This is a genomic window from Nordella sp. HKS 07 (assembly GCF_011046735.1).
GTDB lineage: Bacteria > Pseudomonadota > Alphaproteobacteria > Rhizobiales > Aestuariivirgaceae > Taklimakanibacter.
On sequence record NZ_CP049258.1, the window covers coordinates 2,848,050 to 2,869,342 of the forward strand.

Consider the following 21,293-nt stretch of genomic DNA (forward strand, 5'->3'; position numbering starts at 1 on the left):
GAATGCGGCGATCGATTGACGGATGGCAGTAAAAATTTACAAGGGCGATTTGCCGGCGGGGCTCGATCTCGGACCGGAAGTCGCGATCGATACCGAAACGCTCGGGCTCAACCCCCTGCGCGACAAGCTCTGTGTGGTGCAATTGTCGTCGGGCGACGGCAATGCTCATCTGGTCCAGCTCGACCGCTCGGCCTATGACGCGCCGCGCCTCAAGGCACTGCTGGAGAACAGAGAAGCGCTCAAGATCTTCCATTTCGCGCGTTTCGATGTCGCCACACTGAAGCATTATCTGGGCGTGGTGACCGGTCCGGTCTACTGCACCAAGATCGCCTCCAAGCTCTCGCGCACCTATACCGACCGGCATGGCCTCAAGGATCTGGTCAAGGAGCTGCTCGGCATCGAGCTCAACAAGCAGCAGCAGAGCTCCGACTGGGGCGCCCATGTCCTGAGTGATTCGCAGAAGCAATACGCCGCCCAGGACGTCCTTTATCTGCACGAACTCAAAGCCAGGCTGGATCAGATGCTGGAGCGCGAGGGCCGCAAGGGCCTGGCGCGCGCCTGTTTCGATTTTGTCCCGGTGCGGGCCGAGCTCGATCTTCTCGGCTGGACCGAAGACGATGTCTTCGCGCATTGACGCCATGCCGCGCGGGGCGCGCCGGCGCAACGCGCGGGCGGCCACGCGCGCACGTCTGGCGCCCTATGTCTCGGCTGCCTTCGGACTCGTCCTGATCGGAGTGGTCCTGGCATTCCTCTACCAGACCGGTGCCTTCACGCCGGCGCCGGCGCCGGTCGAGGAGGCCGTCGTTCCTGCCGACCACGTGACGGTCACCACCTCCACCATCACGGGCCTGGACCGCCAGCAACAGCCCTATTCGATCTCGGCCGTGACGGGCATCCAGGACAAGGCCGAGCCGAAATTCATCAAGCTGGATCAGGTTTCCGGCGCCACCAGCCGCAAGAATGGCGAGGCCATCACCTTCCAGTCGAAGAAGGGCCTTTACAATTCCGACGTCAAGACGCTCGATCTAGACACCGAAGTGGTGATCCGGTCGGAAGGACGCTTCACCGCCCGCATGGACAAGGCCCATGTGGTCGTCGGCGAGAAACGACTGACCAGCGATGTCCCGGTCGCGGTCGAGTTGTCGAACGGGACGATCAACGCCAATGGCGTGCAAATAACCAATGACGGCAACAATATTCTGTTCTTGAATGGGGTGAAGGCCCATTTTGGAAGCTCGAACTCTCAAGGAGACCGCACCCCATGAACCGCCGCGCCAGCCTCGCCGTACTCTCCGCGCTTGCTGGGCTCGCTTTCGGCGGGCTTGGGGCTTCCGCCCAGACGGTCGATATGTCGGCTGCCACGCAGGAGAGCAAGACGCCTCGCAATGTCGATATCGAGGCCGACACGATGGAAATCCTCGATGAGCAGAAGAAGGCCATCTTCAAGGGCAATGTGAACGCCAAGCGCGGAGATGTGACGCTTAAGACCGATACGCTGGTCGTGACCTATGAGGAGCAGCTCGACGCCAAGGGCGAGAAGAAGACCGAAGTCACCCTGCTCGACGCCGACGGCAATGTGGTGATCGTCACAGCCAAGCAGACGGTTACCGGCAAGACCGCCCATATGGACGTCAAAGCGAACAAGCTCTGGGTGAAGGGCGGCGCCAAGGTGCTGCAGGGCAAGACGGTGATGAACGGCGAGCAGCTGTTCGTCGATCTCAAGACCAATAAGAGCGAGATGACCGGTGGTCGGGTCAAGGGCAGTTTCGTTCCGGAGCAGTGACAGTTTCACCCAATATTAATCTAAATGAGCGGTAATCAGGTGACGCAGAAGGGTGAGGCAATGACGGCCGCACGGCCCCGCAAACCGGTAAAGGTGTTGGGGCACGGCCAGCGGATAGCGGAGCAGGCGCCGAGGCGCCGCGCCGAGGATTCGCGCCCCGATGACGGTCTGGTTGCCGTGGGGCTCCGCAAGAGCTTCGGACAGCGGCCGGTGGTCAAGGGGGTCGATCTCTCCGTGAAGCGTGGCGAGGCCGTGGGGCTGCTTGGACCCAATGGCGCCGGCAAGACGACGGTGTTCTACATGATCACCGGGCTCATCGCGTCGGACCAGGGAACGATCAGCCTCGACGGGACGGATATCACCACCCTGCCGATGTATCAGCGTGCCAGGTTGGGTATCGGATATCTGCCCCAGGAAAGTTCAATCTTTCGCGGTCTCTCGGTTGAGGACAATATTCGTGCCGTGCTGGAGCTCGTCGAACCCGATCGTCAGCGGCGCGAAAGTGAGTTGCGTGAGTTGCTCGATGAGTTTTCCGTCTCGCATTTACGGCATTCGCCAGCTGTGGCGTTATCTGGCGGTGAGCGTCGCCGGGTGGAGATCGCCCGTGCCCTCGCCACCCATCCGCAATTCATGCTCCTCGACGAGCCCTTCGCCGGAATTGATCCGATTGCGATCGGTGATATACGCCAGCTGGTGCGACAGCTTACCGCTCGGGGAATCGGGGTGCTTATTACGGATCACAACGTCCGTGAAACCCTCGACCTCATCGACCGCGCGCTCATCATCCATGAGGGCGAGGTCCTGACCGAAGGCACGCCGCAGGAAATCGTGCACAATCCCGACGTGCGGCGCTTCTATCTGGGCGAGGGCTTCAGCCTCTGATATCCTCCCTGTTCCTGCGCGCAGCGTGAGAGGCCGGTTGCGGCCCATCACACGAAGTCGTGATTGCGGCCGGGCGTTCTCAAGGGATCACCTCGGCGATCCATCTCCTTGTTTCACGCATCGGATTGTCCGAAAGCCGCTTCGCGCCTTATCAGTCGGATGCCGTAGTGCATTTTAAGTTCGGTTATGCTACGCGCAAGCCGAGTTGCGGGCGTTTTCCGGCATTCAAGGATTGTGAAGGCGCCCGCTCCGTTAGCGCGTGATCAGGAAAACCGGACACCGGTTTTTCCGTCCGATCGCTCGCTAAGCTTAAGATTCTGATCACGTTTATCAACTCGGGCTGATCCGGCCCGAAGTGATCGTGATCCAGGGTAGGAAGGGGGCGCTTGGATGGCGCTGACTCCACGTTTGGAACTCAGACAGGGCCAGTCCCTGGTCATGACTCCGCAATTGCAGCAGGCGATCAAGCTTCTGCAAATGTCGAATCTCGAGCTCCAGGCTTTCGTCGAGAGCGAACTCGAGAAGAACCCGTTGCTGGAGCGCGACGAGAAGCGCGAGGCGCCCGCCGCCGGCGACGTGGCAGAAGAGCGCGACGTTGCCAGCGCGATGAAGGATGGGGCGAGCGCCAGCGAAAAGCTCGCCACGCTCGATACCGATCTCGAGAATGTCTATCAGGGCGAAAGCCGCGCCGATGCGGCGAACCGTGCCCAGATGTCCCCCGTCGATTCGGGCTGGGCATCGCTCAAATCCTCGCGTGGCGTGTCGCTCGACCAGGACGATCTCGATTTTGGCGCAGCACTTACCCGCGAGACGACGCTTGCCGAACATCTGACCGAGCAGTTGACACTGGCCATCGCCGATCCGGCTGACCGGCTGATCGGCCAGAACCTCATCGGCATGGTCAACGAGGCGGGCTACCTCACGAGCGATCCGGCCCAGGTGGCCGAGATGCTGGGCACCGATGTGGCGCATGTCGAGCGTGTGCTCGCCGTTCTGCAAGGTTTCGATCCGGCCGGCGTCTTCGCCCGCGATCTCAAGGAATGCCTCAGGCTGCAGCTCAAGGAACTGGATCGGCTCGATCCGGCGATGATGGTCCTCGTCGATCATCTCGATCTTGTCGCCAAGCGCGATTTCGCCGCCCTCAAGAGCCTGTGCAAGGTGGATGCCGACGACATCCGCGACATGATCACGGAATTGCGCCGGCTCAATCCCAAGCCTGGCCACGTTTTCGGCGCCGAGCCGGTTCAACCGGTGGTTCCCGACGTGTCGGTCAGGCCGGCGCCCGACGGCAGCTGGCTGGTCGAACTCAACAACGACACGCTGCCGCGCGTGCTCGTCAACAACCGCTATATGGCCCAGGTCTCGCGCGGCGCCATGCGCAGTGAGGACAAGACCTATCTTTCCGAGTGTCACGCCAACGCGACATGGCTGGTGCGCAGCCTCGACCAGCGCGCCAAGACCATACTCAAGGTGGCGCGCGAGATCGTGCGCCAGCAGGATGCGTTCCTGGCCTATGGCGTCCAGCATCTGCGCCCGCTCAATCTCAAGACGGTGGCGGAAGCCATCGAGATGCATGAATCGACGGTGAGCCGGGTGACCTCGAACAAATATGTCGCCACGTCGCGCGGCATCTTCGAGCTCAAATATTTCTTCACCACGGCGATCAGTTCGGTCGAGGGGGGCGAAGCGCATTCGGCCGAATCCGTGCGCCATCGCCTGCGCGAGATGATCGAGCGCGAGTCCGCCGCCAACGTCCTGTCGGACGATACCCTCGTCGACATGCTAAAGGCGGAAGGCATCGAAATCGCCCGCCGCACAGTTGCCAAATATCGGGAATCGCTAGGAATTCCTTCGTCGGTACAGCGCCGCCGGGAGAAGAACACCTTCGGCTCCTGATGCTCCGGCCGGGGCTCGGATTAAGGTTGACTTAACCGGCGCCCACGACTAGTTTCCGCGCCGTTTTGGAGGGGGCTGGTCCTCTCTGGTGACATAGCGGAAGCCGAAGGCCGGGATAAGAAACTTTCGGCAGTTGACGCCGGACGCCGCACCGCCCACATTGGATGGGCCAAGTCGATAAGCACTGTCAGGTAAAATGCAGGTCAAGATCACTGGCAAAAATCTGGACATCGGCGCAGCATTGCGGGCGCATATCGAGAATAGAGTTTTCGATATCGCCGAGAAGTTCTTCAACGGAACCGTCTCCGCCCATGTCACCCTCGAGAAGCAGCGCTCGCAGTTCACGGCCGACTGCACGCTGCATCTGGCGACCGGTCTCGTGCTCCAGGCACATGGTCAGGGCGCCGAGGCCACCCAGTCCTATGACAAGGCGGCCAGTCATCTCGAAAAGCAGCTCCGGCGTTATAAGCGCCGGCTAAAGGATCACAATGACAGCCGTGTCGAGCCTGTGCGCCGGCGCGCCGCGGCCGACTATGTCATTGCGAGCGCGGGAGAGCACGATGCCGAGGAGCCGAAGGATCTCAATCCTGTCATTATCGCGGAAAGCTCCGCCGATGTGCCGGAGCTTTCGGTGGGCGAGGCCGTGATGCAGCTCGATATCTCCACCGGCCAGTTCCTGCTGTTCCGCAATGCGCGCGACGGCGGCCTGAACGTGGTATACCGTCGCTCCGACGGCAATATCGGATGGATCGATCCTCATCTCGGCGCGGCTTCCTGAAGCCTGCCGCCTCGCCCTCGAGCGCAACAAGGAATACCAAGAAATGAACTTAGCCGAGATCATCGATTCACAATCGATCCTGCCGACCCTCAAAGTGCAGAACAAGAAGCAGCTTCTGCAGGAGATCGCGCATGCGGCGGGCAAGCTGACCGCCATCGATCATCGGGTGATCTTCGAGACGCTCCTGCAACGCGAGAAGCTCGGTTCCACCGGGCTCGGCCACGGCATCGCCATACCGCACGGCAAGATTCCGACTCTGACGCGCGTCTACGGACTGTTCGCGCGTCTGGCGACGCCGGTCGAGTTCGATGCGGTCGACAACGAGCCGGTCGATCTGGTGTTCCTGCTTCTGGCGCCCGAGCATGCCGGCGCCGATCATCTGAAGTCGCTGGCCCGGATTTCACGTCTGCTGCGCGATCACGAAGTCGTGGCAAAGCTACGCGGCACCGATACGGCGGAGGGGCTCTACGCGATTCTCACCGAGCCTGCTGCGACGCCGCACGCGGCATAGCGCGGGATGCGAAAAAGTGGGCACCGGTTTTTCGCAACAATTCCGCGCTAACATATAAGAATCGATCACGTTTATGAGTTTGGATTGACTCAATCCAAACTCATCGTGATCTAGGGAAACGTCCTCACGCCGACGGAATAAACCCAGAAAGCAGAACGCCCTTCCGATCTCTCGAAAGGGCGTTCCGGCAGAACTCTCTGCGAAACCGCTTAGTGAACGGTAACCGGCGTCAGCTCATGTTCGCGCGCGGCCGCGAAAGCCGCCTCGAAGCTGGCCGAGATGGACATCGGTGTGCCGTCCGCGCCATAGAGACAATAAAGCCTGATATTGCCCGGCATGTCGATTTTCTGCGGCTCCAGAAGCTTGGCCGCATGGCCAGGCTCGATTTCGCGGATATAGCCAAGCGCGCCATTGCCCAGCACCGCCAATTCATCCGTGGCGATTTCGAATTTCTTTTCGGTTTCGGGTCCGGTCATGGCTCAGACTCCTTTGATCTCGATCTTACGTATGATCTTTTGCGGCTCCGGCCGCTCGAGATCGATAGCGAGCAGGCCGTTCTCCAGTTGAGCCCCCTTCACCTCGACACCGTCTGCCAGGACGAAAGCGCGTTGGAACTGGCGTGCGGCGATGCCGCGGTGGAGATAGGCCCGGGAACCATCGTCGATCTGACGGCCCCTGATAATCAATTGGTTTTCCTCGACGGTGATTTCAAGCTCGTCGCGCGAGAATCCGGCAACCGCGAGCGTGACCCGGAATTTCTCGGGCGCGTTTTCGCCGCGCGCCACGCGTTCGATATTGTAGGGCGGATAGCCGTCATTTGCCGATTTCGCCGCCCGGTCGACGACGCGTTCGAAATCATCGAAACCAAGCAGATACGGACTGGAAAACAGCGACAGGCGAGTCATGAGGGGCCCTTGAAAAAGCAGCTCATTTGTCCGGCCCTGATAGGCACCGGACTATTGTGGCTAATATGTTGCCGGAGCCCCCGGGTTTCAAGCCTGTGGGCTCCGCACAAAGGCTGGCTTGCAAATGCCACGTGGCTGGCGTCAACTGTCCCATCCGGGGGGTGACCCGGTACCGAGGAAGGGCAGGTCCGGATGAGGCGAGTTCCCCATCCTCCGGTTCCGCGCCACGCCTTCGGCAAAGATAAGGACCAACAGGGAGGTTTTCATGATCAGGAAGCTGTTTGCGGCCGTTGCCATGACGGCAATGATGGCGGGCGCAAGCTGGGCGGCGGAAGTCAAGCCGGCGGTCGTCTACGATCTCGGCGGACGCAACGACAAGTCCTTCAACGAAAGCGCCTATATGGGCGCCGAGAAGTTCAAGGCCGATACCGGGATCGCCTTCCAGGATTTCGAGATTCAGAATGACAGCCAGCGCGAGCAGGCGCTGCGCAAATTCGCCGAACGCGGCTTTTCGCCGGTCGTCGCCATCGGCTTCAGCCATGCCGAAGCGGTGAAGAAAGTCGCCGCCGAATTTCCCAAGACTCAATTCGCCATCATCGACATGGTGGTCGATGCGCCGAACGTCGCCTCCATCGTGTTCAAGGAGCAGGAGGGGAGCTATCTCGTCGGCGTGCTGGCGGCACTCGCCTCCAAGTCCGGCAAGGTGGGCTTTGTCGGCGGCATGGACATCCCGCTGATCCGCCGCTTCGCCTGCGGCTATGTCGGTGGCGTCAAGGCCACCAACAAGGACGCCGAGGTGTTTCAGAACATGACCGGCACCACGGGTGCCGCCTGGACCGACCCGGTGAAGGGCGGCGAACTCGCCAAGTCGCAGTTCGACCGCGGCGCCGACGTCGTCTATCACGCTGCTGGCGGTACCGGCATCGGCGTGCTGCAGGCGGCGGCGGATGCCGGCAAGCTTGGAATCGGTGTCGATTCGAATCAGAACATGCTGCATCCGGGCAAGGTGCTGACCTCGATGCTGAAACGCGTCGATGTCGCCACCTACAACGTCTTCAAGGCCGGCCAGGATGGCACCTTCAAGCCGGGCGTCACGGTTCTCGGCCTCGCCGAAGGCGGCGTCGGCTGGGCGCTCGACGACAACAACAAGCCGTTGATCACGCCGGAGATGAAGGCGGCGGTCGACAAAGCGGAAGCCGACATCAAGGCCGGGACCATCAAGGTCCATGACTATATGGAAGATTCCGCCTGCCCATACTGATCCGGTTTTGACCATGACAGCGAACAAGGCGATGGCGGCTCACCCCGCCATCGCGCTTGCCCATATCGACAAGCGCTTCGGGCCGGTCCACGCCAACAAGGACATTTCGCTCGACATCGAGAAGGGCACCATCCACGGCATTGTCGGCGAGAACGGCGCCGGTAAATCCACCTTGATGTCGATCCTGTTCGGATTCTACCAGGCCGATTCAGGCGAGATCCGCATCGACGGCAAGCCTACCCGCATCGCTACGCCCACCGACGCGATCAAAGCCGGCATCGGCATGGTGCATCAGCATTTCATGCTGGTCGGCAAATTCACCGTGCTCGAGAATATCGTGCTGGGGGCGGAAGGCGGGTTCCTGCTCAATAGCGGGATGGCCAGGGCACGCCGTGAACTGGTGCGGCTCGAGAAGGATTACGGCCTGCAGGTCGATCCCGACGCGCTGATCGACGACTTGGCCGTAGGCCTGCAGCAACGCGTCGAGATCCTCAAGGCCCTCTATCGCGGCGCCGAGGTGCTCATTCTCGACGAGCCGACGGGAGTCCTCACGCCCAGCGAGGCCGAGCATCTCTTCCGCATCCTCAAGCAGCTGAAAGACCAGGGTAAGACGATCGTCCTCATCACCCACAAGCTCAAGGAGATCATGGCGGTGACCGAGCGTGTGTCGGTGATGCGCCGTGGCGAAATGGTGGCGACGCTCATGACGCGCGAGACATCGCCCGAAGAGCTCGCCGAACTGATGGTCGGCCGCCGCGTGCTGCTGCGCGTCGTCAAGTCCGAGCGCGCGCCCGAGCGCGCCGTGCTCGAGGTGAAGAACCTCATGGTGAAGGATGATGCCGGCACGGTGAAGGTCGATGACGTCTCCTTCGTCGTGCGCGCCGGAGAAATCGTCGGCATTGCCGGCGTCGCCGGCAACGGCCAGAGCGAGTTGCTGGAAGCGATCACCGGCATCAGGGCGCCCTACTCCGGCGAGATCCTGCTCAATGGCAAGCCTCTGCCCTGCGATGCGGCGGCGGCCAGGGCCCGCAAGCTCGCCCATGTGCCGGAAGACCGTCACCGCCTCGGCATCGTGACGTCCTTCGACGCCTGTGAGAATGTCATTCTCGGCTATCATGGCGACGAGCTCTATCAGCGCGGCATCTTCCAGGACCGCCGCGCCATCATCGCCGACACCGAGAAGAAGATGCAGGATTTCGACGTGCGCCCGCAGGACCCGCATCTGCGCCTTGGGCTCTTCTCCGGCGGCAACCAGCAGAAGATCGTGCTGGCGCGCGAGATCGAGCAGGATCCCGATCTCCTCATCGTCGGCCAGCCGACGCGCGGGGTCGATATCGGCGCCATCGAGTTCATCCACAAGCGCCTCATCGCCATGCGCGACCGCGGCAAGGCGGTGTTTCTCGTCTCTGTCGAGCTCGACGAGATCCGGGGCCTCGCCGACCGCGTGCTGGTCATGTGCGGCGGCAAGATTACCGGCGAATGCGCTCCCGAGACGCCGGAGAAGCAGATCGGTCTGATGATGGCGGGGGCGGCGGCATGAGCGGACCGTCGCGAGAGCTGCCGCGCTGGGTCGACATCGGCCTCATCCCGCTGATCAATCTGCTGGCCGCCTTCCTCGTCACCGGTATCGTCTTCCTCGCCATCGGCGAATCGCCCGTCGGCAGCGTCGCCATCATGCTCAATGGTGCTTTCGGCTATGGCTCGGGGCTCGGCTACACGCTGTTCTACACCACGAACTTCATCTTCACCGGCCTCGCCTTCGCCGTCGCCTTCCATGCCGGGTTGTTCAACATAGGCGCCGAGGGCCAGGCGTATCTGGGCGGCCTGGGCGTGGCGCTGGTCTGCCTGCCGCTGGGCTTCCTGCCCATGGTGGTCATCATTCCGCTCGCCATACTCGGCGCCGCTCTGTTCGGCGCCGGCTGGGCCTTCATCCCGGCCTATCTCCAGGCCAAGCGCGGCAGCCATGTGGTCATCACCACCATCATGTTCAATTTCATCGCCTCGGCCCTGATGATCTATCTGCTCGTCAATGTCATGTCGCCGAAAGGCTCAATGAATCCCGAGACGCGCACTTTCGATCCCAACGCCCATCTGCCGCTCATCCATGATGTCTTCGCCGGCCTCGGCATCGAGATCGCCAGTTCGCCGCTCAATCTATCCTTCGTCTGGGCGCTCGTCTGCGCCGTCGCCGTGTGGCTACTGCTCTGGCACACCACGCTCGGCTACCAGCTGCGCGTGCTCGGCGCCAATCCCGCCGCCGCCGCCTATGCCGGAATGAAGCCGCAACGCCTCATCATCATCGCCATGTTGATCTCGGGCGCGCTGTCGGGCTTTCTCGCTCTCAACGAGATCATGGGCGCGCAGAACCGTCTGCTCCTCGAATTCACCGCCGGCTACGGCTTCGTCGGCATCGCTGTGGCGCTGATGGGCCGATCGCATCCTTTCGGCATCGTGCTCTCGGCGCTTCTCTTCGGCGTCCTCTATCAGGGCGGCGCCGATCTCTCCTTCGAGAGGCCGAGCGTAACCCGCGACATGATCGTCGTCATCCAGGGCCTGGTCATTCTTTTCGCCGGCGCGCTGGAGCACATGTTCCGGCCGCACATCGCGCGTCTTTTCTCCGGCTCGCGACTGAAAGCGAAGGAGGCTTAGCGGAAACCCGTCATCCCGGCGAAAGCCGGGATCCATTGAATAGGCGCAACACGGGCAGCGCTGTTCGGTCGGAAGGAATTTAGGGGATCCCGGCTTTCGCCGGGATGACGAAAGTAAATGACGAGACAAATTTCGGCTTCAGGATGCCAGCGCCATGGAATGGCTTGATCTCATAGCCCAGATCTCGGGCTCCGCCATCCGTTTCTCGGTGCCCTTGCTCTTCGCCTGTCTTGCCGGGCTCTATTCCGAGCGCTCCGGCGTCTTCGATATCGGTCTCGAAGGCAAGATGCTGGTCGGCGCCTTCGCCGCCGGCACCGTCGCGGCGCTGACCGGCTCCGCCTGGCTCGGACTTCTCGCCGCTATCCTCGCTTCGGTATTCTTCGCTCTGCTGCATGGCTTCGCCTCGATCACCCATCGCGGCAATCAGATCGTGTCCGGCGTGGCGATCAATTTCATCGCCGCCGGCCTCACCGCGCAATTGGGCGAGACGTGGTTCGACCTCGGCGGCCAGACGCCGCAGCTCCCCAATGACGCCCGCTTCATGGTGATCGCCTGGCCCTATGCCGAGACGCTGCGCGGCGTTCCCGTCATCGGCCAGATCTATTCGCAGATCCTCTCGGGCCAGAATATTCTCGTCTATTTCGCGTTCCTCGCCGTACCGCTCACCTGGTGGCTGCTCTACCGCACCCGCTTCGGCCTGCGCCTCAGAGCCGTCGGCGAGAATCCGGCTGCCGTGGACACGGCCGGCATTTCGGTGCCCGCCATGCGCTATGCGGCGGTGACCTGCTGCGGCGTGCTTTGCGGCTTTGCCGGCGCCTATCTTTCCATCGCGCAGAGCGCCGGTTTCATCGAGCATATGACGGCGGGCAAAGGTTTCATCGCGCTGGCCGCGCTGATCTTCGCCAAATGGCGTCCGGTCCCGGCCATGTGGGCCTGCCTGCTGTTCGGCGTGCTCGAAGCCGTTGCGATCCGGCTGCAGGGCGTGCCGATTACCGGCATCGGCATTGTGCCGGTGCAGCTGATGCAGGCCGTGCCCTATATCCTGACCGTTGTACTGCTGGCGGGCTTCATCGGCCGCGCGGTGGCGCCCAAGGCCGGCGGCGTGCCCTATGTGAAGGAAAAATAAGATGGCTGACGGATCTCTCATCGCCGCGGCGGTCGCGGCGCGGGGCAAAGCCTATGCGCCCTATTCGCGCTTCCTTGTCGGAGCGGCGGTGAAGGACGAGGCGGGTGCCGTGCATTCGGGTTGCAATGTCGAGAATGCCGCTTATCCGCAAGGCACGTGCGCCGAGGCCGGCGCCATTGCCGCCATGGTTCTGGCCGGCGGCCGCAGGATCATGGAGGCCGTGGTGGTTGGCGCCGGCGAGGGGCTGGTGACGCCCTGCGGCGGCTGCCGGCAGAAACTACGCGAATTCGGAAGCGCTGATCTCGCCATCCATGTCTGCGACGAGACGGGCCGCGTCAGGAAGAGCTTCACGCTCGGCGAATTGCTGCCCGCATCCTTCGGTCCGGAGAACCTGTCGTCATGATCCGGGCCGTCGATATCCTGCGCCAGCGGCTCGGCACGCTGCGCCCTGAGACGGCCATCGTCCTCGGCTCGAGCCTGGGACCGGTCGCCGAAGCGGTCGCCTCGCCGGTGCGCATTCCCTATCGCGATCTGCCGGGCTTTCCGGTGCCCGGCATCTCCGGTCATTCGGGCGAGGTCTTTGCCGGTCATCTGGCGGACCGGCCCGTTCTGGTCCTGCGCGGGCGCGGCCATCCTTACGAGCGTGGCGACGCCGCCGTCATGCGCCCGGTCATCGAGGCGCTTCAGGTCCTCGGCGTGACGACCTTGATCCTCACCAATGCGGCGGGCTCGCTGACCTCGGCGATGCGGCCGGGCAGCCTCATGCTGATCACCGATCACATTAATTTCTCCGGCATGAATCCGCTGGTCGGGGAAGAGGGGGACAAGGGCTTCGTGCCGATGACCGCCGCCTATGACGCGAAGCTCGGCGAGGCGATGCGCCGCGCCGCCCAGGCTGAGCAGATCAGGCTGCATGAAGGCGTTTATGTCTGGTTCTCCGGTCCGAGCTTCGAGACCCCGGCCGAGATCCGCATGGCGCAAAGCTGGGGCGCTCATGCCGTCGGCATGTCGACGGTCCCCGAAGTCATCATGGCGCGCCGCTTTGGCTTGCGCGTCGCGGGGCTCTCCGTCATCACCAATCTCGGCGCCGGCATCGAAGGGGCAAGCCCCAGCCATGAGGAAACCAAGAGCGAAGGCATGAAGGCGGCAGGCGATATGACGAGGCTTCTGTCGCGCTTCTGCGCCGGAGGCATCTGATGCTCGCCCAGGAATTCATCCGCCGGAAACGCGACGGCAAGGCGCTGGCGCCCGCCGACATCGCCGAGTTCATCGGCGGTCTCACCAGCGGCAGCGTCTCGGAAGGCCAGGCCGCGGCTTTCGCCATGGCGGTCTTCCTGCGTGGCATGTCGCGCGACGAGGCGGTGGCGCTCACCGAGGCCATGCGCGATTCGGGAACAGTGCTCGACTGGAAGGATCTCGACCGACCCGTCGTCGACAAGCATTCGACCGGCGGCGTCGGCGACAATGTCTCCCTGATGCTGGCGCCGATGCTCGCTGCTCTGGGCTGCGCCGTGCCGATGATCTCGGGGCGCGGCCTCGGCCATACCGGCGGCACGCTCGACAAGCTCGATTCCATCCCAGGCTATGTCTCGCAGCCCGGCCTCGATCTTTTTCGCAAAGTGGTGCGCGAGGCGGGCTGCGCCGTTATCGGCCAGACGGCCGATCTCGCACCCGCCGACAAGCGCCTCTATGCCATTCGCGACGTGACCGGAACCGTCGAATCGGTGCCGCTGATCACCGCCTCCATCCTGTCGAAGAAGCTGGCCGCGGGCCTGGGACAACTCGTCCTCGATGTGAAGACGGGAACCGGCGCTTTCATGGCGACGCCGGAAGCTGCGCGCGAGCTCACCGAGAGCCTTGTCGCGGTGGCCAATGGCGCCGGCCTCAAGACCTCGGCGCTCATTACCGACATGAACGAACCCTTGGCGAGTGCGGCCGGCAATGCCGTCGAGGTCATCAATGCGCTCGACTATCTTACCGGCGCCAAGCGCGATCCACGCCTGCATGAGGTCACCATCGCGCTGGGCGCTGAGCTGCTGCGGCTCGCCGGCCTTGCCGGGAGCGAAGCGGAGGGCAGAGCCATGCTGGAGCAGGTCTTGAGCTCGGGAAAGGCGGCGGAACACTTCCAGGCCATGGCGTCGGGGCTGGGCGGACCCAAGGACCTCCTGGCGAAGTTCAGATCGCATCTGCCGAAGGCGCCCGTCATCCGTCCGGTCATGGCGAGCGAGGAGGGCGTCGTCACTCTCATCGACGCGCGGGCCCTCGGCCTCGCGGTGATCGAGCTGGGCGGCGGCCGGCGTGTCGCCAGCGATAGGATCGATCACGCGGTCGGCCTGACGGAACTTGCCGGCAAAACGGCTTCCGTCGGACGCGACCGGCCGCTCGCTCTCATCCATGCGCGCGACGAGGCTTCTTTCGCGCGCGCCGCCGCGATGGTGCGCGGTGCCTATCGCTTAGGCGAAGCGCCTCCTGTATCATCGCCGGTGCTCACGCGTATCGGAGCCTAGATCTCATGAGCCGTGCTTTCCTCTTTATCCTTGACTCCGTCGGCATTGGCGGTGCGCCCGATGCCGATCGGTTCGGCGACAAGGGAGCGAACACGCTATGCCATGTCGCGGCGCAGACACCGCTCGCTTTGCCGAATCTCAGCTCATTGGGGCTAGGCCATGCCGCGCAGGCGGCGAGCGGCCATCTGCCGAAGGGGTTCACTCTTGAAACGCCCCTCAAGGGCCAATGGGGCTTCGGCGTCGAGAGATCGAACGGCAAGGACACGCCCTCCGGCCATTGGGAGATCGCCGGCTTGCCGGTCGTCTTCGACTGGGGCTATTTCCCGAAGACGGTTCCCTGTTTCCCTAGGAGCTTCACCGACGCGCTGATCGCGCGCGCCGAATTGCCGGGACTCATCGGCAACAAGCACGCCTCCGGCACCGACATCATCGCCGAACATGGCGAGGCGCATATGGAGAACGCAAAGCCGATCATCTACACCTCGGCCGATTCGGTGATCCAGATCGCCGCACATGAGGAGACTTTCGGCCTCGACCGTCTCTACGAAGTCTGCGAGGTGGCGCGCGAACTGTCCTACGATCTCAATGTCGGCCGCGTCATCGCCAGGCCTTTTGTCGGCGCCGATGCACGCGATTTCACCCGCACCGGCAACCGCAAGGATTATTCGATCCCGCCGCCGTCGCCGACTTTGCTCGACCGGCTCTCAGCGGCCGGCCGCGACGTCGTCTCGATCGGCAAGATCGGTGACATCTACGCCCATTCCGGCACCGGCCGCGAGATCAAGGCGGTCGGCAATGACGCGCTGTTCGAGGCGACGCTAGAGGCCATGCCGGGCCTGCGCGACGGCGGGTTGCTGCTGACCAATTTCGTCGATTTCGACATGCTCTATGGCCACCGCCGCGATCCCAAGGGTTACGGCGCGGCGCTCGAGGCCTTCGATGAGCAGCTGCCGCAAGCCCTCGATCGGCTGCAGCCGGGCGATCTCCTCGTCATTACCGCCGATCACGGCTGCGATCCGACCTGGCGCGGCAGTGATCACACGCGCGAATGCGTGCCGATCCTCACTTTCGCGCCCGGTATGGCACCGGGAAGCCTCGGGAGGCGCGACGGCTTCGCCGATATCGGCCAGACCATCGCGGCGCATCTCGGCATCGCGCCGCTGGCGGCGGGAAAGTCGTGGCTGTGAACATACAAATGCGCATCAGATTTGTCGTTGACGATGAGCTCTTCGCCAAGGAAGCCCCTCACGCAGCTATGCCTGCCTCTAAAGATGAACGGATCATCATCGAACCCGGCGACGTTCGCGATATCGCCAGCCGCGAGACCAACCCTGATTGTTGGCATAGCCGTGTCGCGATCCTTCCTTCTCTACAAGGATGGCACCGCACGCGATCCATTCACCTCCTTTAAGCAGACGGCGCCAGCTAGGCGGAGCTAGCCGCGACATTCGGCTATGCGCTGGCGCAGATCGGCACGATTGGAACCTGGTCGAACTACCTGCGCTGTTCCCCGCCGTTTTTTTTGATCCCCTTGAAGCTCTAGTGACTAGAGATCTTATGTTGGTCCGGAACAGAAAAGGAGCATTCCGATGAGCCAACGCCTCCTTGACGGCTTACCCATTGAAAACCGGCCCCGGCCGGATGCCTCTCCTGCGAGACCAAGGTCTCGGCTGGGCATCTGGGTCACCGCCGCAGTACTCGCCTGGTCACTTTTGGCCTGGTCTGGATACATTCTTGTAGATCCCCTGCTGACCTGGTTGGCTTCGAGTGCTGGCCTTCTCGTCGAAAGCGGCAAGGATGTCGCAACGGCAATGGGGGCCAAGGAGTTCGTCCCCATCGCTGACACAATCGGCATAAGCGGGCTGCTGGGCCAGTTCATCAGCTTGCTGCAGCTCGTACTGAAGCCGGCCATTGTCGTTGTTTGGGCGATCGGCGCCTTGCTGCTAATGGCTACCGGCCTGCTTTTCCCGAGGCTGCGCGAGCTGATCGCATGTCGGCGCTGATCGCGCCCCCAGTGGCTGAGCGTGGATCATCTGCCTACTCACGCCCACATCGTCGTGTCTTTGATGCGAGCTCACGCGTCTTTTTCCGTCGTGCTGAATTTACGCATCAAATGACGCAATATTTCGTGCCTGAAATATGAGGATCGCACCATGCGCACAACGTTGGCCCTTGACGACGAGCTTTTGGGGAAGGCCCAGGCTCTTACCGGCCTGCAGGAAAAATCCGCGCTTGTCCGCGAGGCGCTGAAGGCGTTGATCGAGCGCGAAAGCGCGCGTCGATTGGCGCGCCTGGTTGGCAGTGAGCCGGAAGTGAAGGCCGCTCCACGACGGCGGACAAATCCCGCGTGATCCTTGTCAACATGTCGCTGTGGGTCGGTCATTTGCGGAGTAGTGATGCAGCGCCGGCAGCGTGAAACGATACTAGCGGCGATGCGGGACCTGCCTCAAGCGACGGTCGCTACGGACACCGAAGTGCAGCTATTCATTGAGCAGACCTCTCTCCCAGGCCTAGGTATCGGTTATGTGGATGCCCATCTGTTGACATCCACCCGCCTGACCTTGGGCTCTGCATTGTGGACGCGTGATAGAAAATTGCTGGATGTCGCGGAGCGAATGAACTTGAGCTGGAGCGAAGCCGCGGGGCATCGTTGATGGTGCCGGTTCATGGACAGATCGAAATACAGGGCCTGACTCGAGTTTCCTGTAATTCGCTGTAAATTCCCTGTATCCGGAACTAGTTCTTCAGCCGGTATCCCGTCTTGAAGATCCAGGCGACGATGCCGAGGCAGGCCAACAGGAACAGCAAGGTGATGGTGAGGCTGACCTCGATCGCCACGTCTGATGTGCCGAAGAAGCTCCAGCGGAAGCCGCTCACCAGATAGACCACCGGATTGGCGAGCGAGATCGTCCGCCACAGCGGCGGCAGCATGTCGATCGAGTAGAAGCTGCCGCCCAGGAAGGCGAGCGGCGTCACGATCAGCATCGGGATGACCTGCAACTGCTCGAAGCTCTTCGCCCAGATGCCGATGATGAAGCCGAACAGGCTGAAGGTGACGGCGGTGAGCGCCAGGAAGCCCAGCATCCAGAAGGGATGCGCGATGTGGAGCGGCACGAACAACGCCGCGGTGCCGAGCGTAATGAGCCCCAGCATGACCGACTTGGTCGCCGCCGCCCCGACATAGCCGATGACGATCTCGAGCGAGGAGATCGGCGCCGACAGGATCTCGTAGATCGTGCCGATAAATTTCGGGAAATAGATGCCGAAGGAGGCGTTCATGATGCTTTGCGTCAGGAGCGACAGCATGATGAGGCCCGGCACAATGAAGGCGCCATAGGTGACGCCGTCGATCTCGGCGATGCGCGAGCCGATGGCGCCGCCGAAGACGACGAAATAAAGCGAGGTCGACACGACCGGCGACACGACGCTTTGCAGGAGCGTGCGGAAGGTGCGGGCCATCTCGAATTTGTAGATGGCGCGGACGGCGTAGAAATTCATGACCGGCCTCTCACCAGATTGACGAATATGTCCTCGAGCGAGCTTTGCCTGGTGTTGAGGTCCTTGAAGCGGATGCCGGCTTGCGCCAGGTCTTGCAGGAGGCCGGTGATGCCGGTGCGCTCGCCCTGCGTGTCATAGCTGTAGGTGAGCTCATGGCCATTGTGGGACAGTTCAAGCCGGTAATGAGCGAGGCTGTCCGGGATCGCCAGCAAAGGCTGCGACAGCTCGAGCGTGATCTCCTTCTTGCCGAGCTTGCTCATCAGCGTCTTTTTCTCCTCGACCAGGATGATCTCGCCCCTGTTGATGACCCCGACCCGGTCGGCCATCTCCTCGGCCTCTTCGATATAGTGCGTGGTGAGGATGATGGTGACGCCCGAGGCGCGCAACGAGCGCACCATGTCCCACATGTCGCGCCTAAGCTCGACATCGACGCCGGCCGAGGGCTCGTCGAGGAACAGGATGGTCGGCTCATGGCTCAGCGCCTTGGCGATCATCACGCGTCTCTTCATGCCGCCCGACAGCGTCATGATCTTGCTGTCTTTCTTCTCCCACAGCGACAGGTCTTTCAGCACCTTCTCGATATGAGCGGGATTGTGCCCGCGCCCGAACAGGCCGCGGCTCAGCGTCACCGTCGCCCATACAGTCTCGAAAGCATCAGTCGTCAGCTCCTGCGGCACCAGTCCGATCTTGAAGCGGGCATTGCGGTAGTCGCTGACGATGTCGTGCCCATCGGCAACGACATGGCCGGTCGAGGCGCGCACGATGCCGCAGATGATGTTGATCAGCGTCGTCTTGCCGGCGCCGTTGGGCCCGAGCAGCGCGAAGATCTCGCCCTTCCGGATGTCGAGCGAGACGTTCTTCAGCGCCGCGAAGCCCGACGCATAGGTCTTCGAGATGCCGGATATGGAAACGATCGATGTCATGGGATCATGTCGGAATTGGTCGTGCCCCGGGAAATGCCGGGCCCTTTTATATGGTTGCGCGCCCGCGCGCCAGAGACGGACCTTACCTGACGCGATTGGGCTTCACCGCCGGCGTGTTCATCGGATCCTCCGGCCAGGGATGCTTCGGGTAACGCCCGCGCATCTCGGAACGCACTTGCGGATAGGCATTGGCCCAGAAGCTCTTGAGGTCCTGGGTCACCGCCAGGGGGCGTCGCGCCGGTGAGAGCAGCTCGATGCGTAGCAGCGCCTTGCCATCGGCGATGCGCGGCGTCTCGGCGAGGCCGAACATCTCCTGCAGCCGCGCCCTCAGCACCGGATCGCCGTCACCTTCATAATCGATCGTGATGTCGGCGCCCGACGGAATGGCGACATGGCGTGGCGCCATTTTATCGAGGCGGCGCTTCAGCTCATGCGGGATGAGCCCGGAGATGATGCCGAACATGTCGAGCCGGTCGAGATGGGCCCGCCGCGCCATGCCGGCGAGATAGGGGGTCAGCCACTCGCTCAAGGTCGCGAGCAGTGTTGCATCGGAGAGATCGGGCCAGCCTTTCTCGGGCAGCACGCGGCGCAGAAAACGCAGGCGGTTGCGCAGGTTTTGCGCCGCATCGCTCCAGGGCAGGGCGGCCAGACCCATTTCGGCGACGCCCTTGGTCATCGCCTCGGCGATCGCTTCTGGATCGGGTGCGGCGAGCGCCCGGTCCTCTAGAATGAGGCCGCCCAGCTTGCGCTGCCGGTTGGCCACCACGATCTGTGCGCGGCTGTCCCAGCGCACGATGTCGATCTCGCCGATGTGGCCGGCGAAATAGGTCTCGATATCCTCGCGCGCTAAAGCGGCGGCAAGAAAAATCTTCTGATCGCCACTCGATCCGTCGGTCGTCGCCACCGCGAGGAAAGGCTCGCGCGCCAGCGGATCATGCTCAGGCAGCACCGCGCCGCCGCCGCCCGAGAGGCGGAAACGGCCACGGGCGCCGCGGGACTGCGCGATGCGGTCGGGCCAGGCCAAAGCGACGAGCACGCCCGGCGAAAGGCCGCTGTCGTCCTCGCCGATATCAGCGATGCCGCGGATCTGCCGCGCCGCCGATCTGATACGTTCGCGCAAGGCCTTGTTGACATTGCCCCGCTTGAGTGCGGCGAGCCTTTCGCCGAGATCGCAGCCTGCCTCGCGCCCGAGGAGATCGCGCTCGGAGAGCAGGGCGGCGAGATCGGCCGCCGCCGCGCCGGCTTCGAGCTCGCGGGCGCGCACGATCATATGGGCGAGGCGGGGATGCAGCGGCAGCCGCGCCATCATCTTGCCCATCTGGGTGACGGCGCCCGAGCCGTCGAGCGCGTCGAGTTCGCCCAGGAGATCGCGCGCCTGCGCGAAAGCGGCGGCGGGCGGCGGGTCGAGGAAACGCAGCGCTGTCGCGTCATTCACGCCCCAATTGGCGAGCTCCAGCGCCAGAGGGGCGAGGTCGGCTATGAGGATTTCGGGTTCGTCATGCGCCTTGAGCGCGCGCATCTCCTGCTCTGGCCACAGGCGGATGCAAATGCCTGGGCCCTGCCTTCCGGCTCGGCCGCGCCGCTGGTCGGCGGAAGCCTGCGAGACGCGCACCGTGGCGAGCGACGTCATGCCGGTGGCGGGATCGAAACGCGGCGAACGTTTCAGGCCCGAATCGACCACCATGTCGATGCCATCGATGGTGAGGCTGGTCTCCGCGATGGTGGTGGCGAGCACGATCTTGCAGGTCCCGTCGGGCGCCGGCTTCAGCACCTGGTCCTGGTCGGCGAGCGCCATCGCGCCATAGAGCGGCATGACCTTGGCATTCGCCGCAAGCGCCGTCTCCTTCAGGGCGTCTTCGGTGCGCCGGATTTCCGCTTCGCCCGGCAGGAAGGCCAGTATGCCGCCTTTGGCTTCACCGAGATGACCGCGGATGGCGCGCGCCATGTCGCGAGCGAGCGTCGCGCGCTCGGGCCGGTCGCCATAGCGGGTTTCGACCGGGAATGTGCGCCCGGGGGCGGAGAGCACCGGGGCATCGCCCAGATGCGTGGAAAGCCGCGCCTCGTCGAGGGTCGCCGACATGACCAGGATCTTCAGGTCCTCGCGCAGAGCCGATTGCGCATCGAGCGCCAGAGCGAGGCCGAGATCGCCGTCGAGACTGCGCTCGTGGAATTCATCGAAGATGAGGAGGCCGATATCGCCGAGGGCCGGATCGGTCTGCAACCGGCGGGTCAGTATCCCTTCGGTTACTACCTCGATGCGGGTCTGGGCCGAAATCTTGCGATCGAGCCTGACCGTATAGCCGACCGTGGCGCCAACCGGTTCGCCGAGAGTCTGGGCCATGCGCGAAGCGGCGGCACGCGCCGCCAGCCGGCGCGGCTCCAGCATGACGATCTTGCGTCCCTGGAGCCATGGTTCGGCCAGAAGGGCAAGCGGCACAAGCGTCGTCTTGCCGGCGCCCGGCTCGGCCGCCAGCACGACATTGGCGTGGCTCGCCAATGCCTTGGCGAGGCTCGGCAGAATGGCGGTGATCGGCAGGTCGGACATGCAGTGCGGTCAAACAGGCTTAACCCTGC

The 21,293-nt window shown here is 63.1% G+C and carries 22 protein-coding genes; 17 read left to right on the plus strand and 5 right to left on the minus strand.

Features of this window, described 5'->3' with window-relative positions; all coding sequences use genetic code 11:
- Window positions 1-22 precede the first annotated feature (22 nt).
- The 7 genes from G5V57_RS13445 (at window position 23) to ptsN (ending at window position 5,850) form a co-directional block, all read left to right on the plus strand.
- On the plus strand, window positions 23-634 hold the full coding sequence (locus G5V57_RS13445; protein ID WP_165167993.1) for a ribonuclease D: 612 nt from the start codon (window positions 23-25) through the stop codon (window positions 632-634).
- Entirely contained in the window at window positions 618-1,265 is a 648-nt protein-coding gene (gene lptC / locus G5V57_RS13450; protein ID WP_165167994.1) for an LPS export ABC transporter periplasmic protein LptC, read from the plus strand. The genes G5V57_RS13445 and lptC overlap by 17 nt, the downstream gene beginning before the upstream one ends.
- Entirely contained in the window at window positions 1,262-1,783 is a 522-nt protein-coding gene (locus G5V57_RS13455) for an LptA/OstA family protein (protein ID WP_165167995.1), read from the plus strand. Before lptC ends, G5V57_RS13455 begins: the two co-directional genes overlap by 4 nt.
- Window positions 1,784-1,843: 60 nt before the next feature.
- Window positions 1,844-2,665: an LPS export ABC transporter ATP-binding protein gene (lptB, locus tag G5V57_RS13460; RefSeq protein WP_246737617.1), complete on the plus strand. Its 822-nt coding sequence runs from the start codon at window positions 1,844-1,846 to the stop codon at window positions 2,663-2,665.
- Between the two features lie 390 nt (window positions 2,666-3,055).
- The gene (gene rpoN / locus G5V57_RS13465) at window positions 3,056-4,561 is read left to right on the plus strand and encodes an RNA polymerase factor sigma-54 (protein WP_165167997.1); all 1,506 of its coding nucleotides are present in this window, start codon (window positions 3,056-3,058) and stop codon (window positions 4,559-4,561) included.
- Window positions 4,562-4,757: 196 nt separating this feature from the next.
- Window positions 4,758-5,339, plus strand: coding sequence for a ribosome hibernation-promoting factor, HPF/YfiA family (gene hpf / locus G5V57_RS13470; protein ID WP_165167998.1), 582 nt, complete (start codon window positions 4,758-4,760; stop codon window positions 5,337-5,339).
- Between the two features lie 43 nt (window positions 5,340-5,382).
- Window positions 5,383-5,850, plus strand: a complete 468-nt coding sequence (gene ptsN, locus G5V57_RS13475) for a PTS IIA-like nitrogen regulatory protein PtsN (protein ID WP_165167999.1) — start codon at window positions 5,383-5,385, stop codon at window positions 5,848-5,850.
- A 209-nt stretch (window positions 5,851-6,059) separates the two neighbouring features.
- Here ptsN and G5V57_RS13480 read toward each other — a convergent pair whose 3' ends face one another.
- Window positions 6,060-6,326, minus strand: a complete 267-nt coding sequence (locus G5V57_RS13480; protein WP_165168000.1) for a DUF1150 family protein — start codon at window positions 6,324-6,326, stop codon at window positions 6,060-6,062.
- A gap of 3 nt (window positions 6,327-6,329) precedes the next feature.
- A complete protein-coding gene (locus G5V57_RS13485) occupies window positions 6,330-6,755 on the minus strand; it encodes an Hsp20 family protein (protein WP_165168001.1) in 426 nt (141 codons plus the stop codon).
- A gap of 268 nt (window positions 6,756-7,023) precedes the next feature.
- Between G5V57_RS13485 and G5V57_RS13490 the strand changes: the two genes are divergently transcribed.
- From G5V57_RS13490 to G5V57_RS13535, 10 genes are all read left to right on the plus strand, one after another.
- Window positions 7,024-8,016 carry a BMP family protein gene (locus G5V57_RS13490; protein WP_371744819.1) on the plus strand — a complete coding sequence of 331 codons (993 nt, stop codon included), beginning with the start codon at window positions 7,024-7,026 and terminating at the stop codon, window positions 8,014-8,016.
- Between the two features lie 31 nt (window positions 8,017-8,047).
- A complete protein-coding gene (locus G5V57_RS13495) occupies window positions 8,048-9,556 on the plus strand; it encodes an ABC transporter ATP-binding protein (protein WP_165174093.1) in 1,509 nt (502 codons plus the stop codon).
- Window positions 9,553-10,665, plus strand: a complete 1,113-nt coding sequence (locus G5V57_RS13500) for an ABC transporter permease (RefSeq protein WP_165168003.1) — start codon at window positions 9,553-9,555, stop codon at window positions 10,663-10,665. Before G5V57_RS13495 ends, G5V57_RS13500 begins: the two co-directional genes overlap by 4 nt.
- A gap of 154 nt (window positions 10,666-10,819) precedes the next feature.
- The gene (locus tag G5V57_RS13505) at window positions 10,820-11,791 is read left to right on the plus strand and encodes an ABC transporter permease (protein WP_165168004.1); all 972 of its coding nucleotides are present in this window, start codon (window positions 10,820-10,822) and stop codon (window positions 11,789-11,791) included.
- Between the two features lies 1 nt (window position 11,792).
- Entirely contained in the window at window positions 11,793-12,194 is a 402-nt protein-coding gene (locus tag G5V57_RS13510) for a cytidine deaminase (RefSeq protein WP_165168005.1), read from the plus strand.
- A complete protein-coding gene (locus G5V57_RS13515; protein WP_165168006.1) occupies window positions 12,191-12,988 on the plus strand; it encodes a purine-nucleoside phosphorylase in 798 nt (265 codons plus the stop codon). Before G5V57_RS13510 ends, G5V57_RS13515 begins: the two co-directional genes overlap by 4 nt.
- A complete protein-coding gene (gene deoA, locus G5V57_RS13520; protein WP_165168007.1) occupies window positions 12,988-14,298 on the plus strand; it encodes a thymidine phosphorylase in 1,311 nt (436 codons plus the stop codon). Before G5V57_RS13515 ends, deoA begins: the two co-directional genes overlap by 1 nt.
- Window positions 14,299-14,303: 5 nt before the next feature.
- Window positions 14,304-15,485 carry a phosphopentomutase gene (locus G5V57_RS13525; protein WP_165168008.1) on the plus strand — a complete coding sequence of 394 codons (1,182 nt, stop codon included), beginning with the start codon at window positions 14,304-14,306 and terminating at the stop codon, window positions 15,483-15,485.
- A 402-nt stretch (window positions 15,486-15,887) separates the two neighbouring features.
- Entirely contained in the window at window positions 15,888-16,301 is a 414-nt protein-coding gene (locus tag G5V57_RS13530; protein ID WP_246737618.1) for a hypothetical protein, read from the plus strand.
- Window positions 16,302-16,451: 150 nt separating this feature from the next.
- A complete protein-coding gene (locus tag G5V57_RS13535; protein ID WP_165168009.1) occupies window positions 16,452-16,649 on the plus strand; it encodes a type II toxin-antitoxin system VapB family antitoxin in 198 nt (65 codons plus the stop codon).
- Between the two features lie 385 nt (window positions 16,650-17,034).
- On the opposite strand, the gene G5V57_RS13545 is transcribed toward G5V57_RS13535, so the two are convergent.
- The 3 genes from G5V57_RS13545 to hrpB form a co-directional block, all read right to left on the minus strand.
- The gene (locus G5V57_RS13545; protein ID WP_165168010.1) at window positions 17,035-17,796 is read right to left on the minus strand and encodes an ABC transporter permease; all 762 of its coding nucleotides are present in this window, start codon (window positions 17,794-17,796) and stop codon (window positions 17,035-17,037) included.
- Window positions 17,793-18,719: an ABC transporter ATP-binding protein gene (locus G5V57_RS13550; protein WP_165168011.1), complete on the minus strand. Its 927-nt coding sequence runs from the start codon at window positions 18,717-18,719 to the stop codon at window positions 17,793-17,795. The genes G5V57_RS13545 and G5V57_RS13550 overlap by 4 nt, the downstream gene beginning before the upstream one ends.
- 82 nt (window positions 18,720-18,801) lie before the next feature.
- Complete coding sequence (hrpB, locus tag G5V57_RS13555) at window positions 18,802-21,264, minus strand: ATP-dependent helicase HrpB (RefSeq protein WP_165168012.1); 2,463 nt, start codon at window positions 21,262-21,264, stop codon at window positions 18,802-18,804.
- Between the last annotated feature and the right edge of the window lie 29 nt (window positions 21,265-21,293).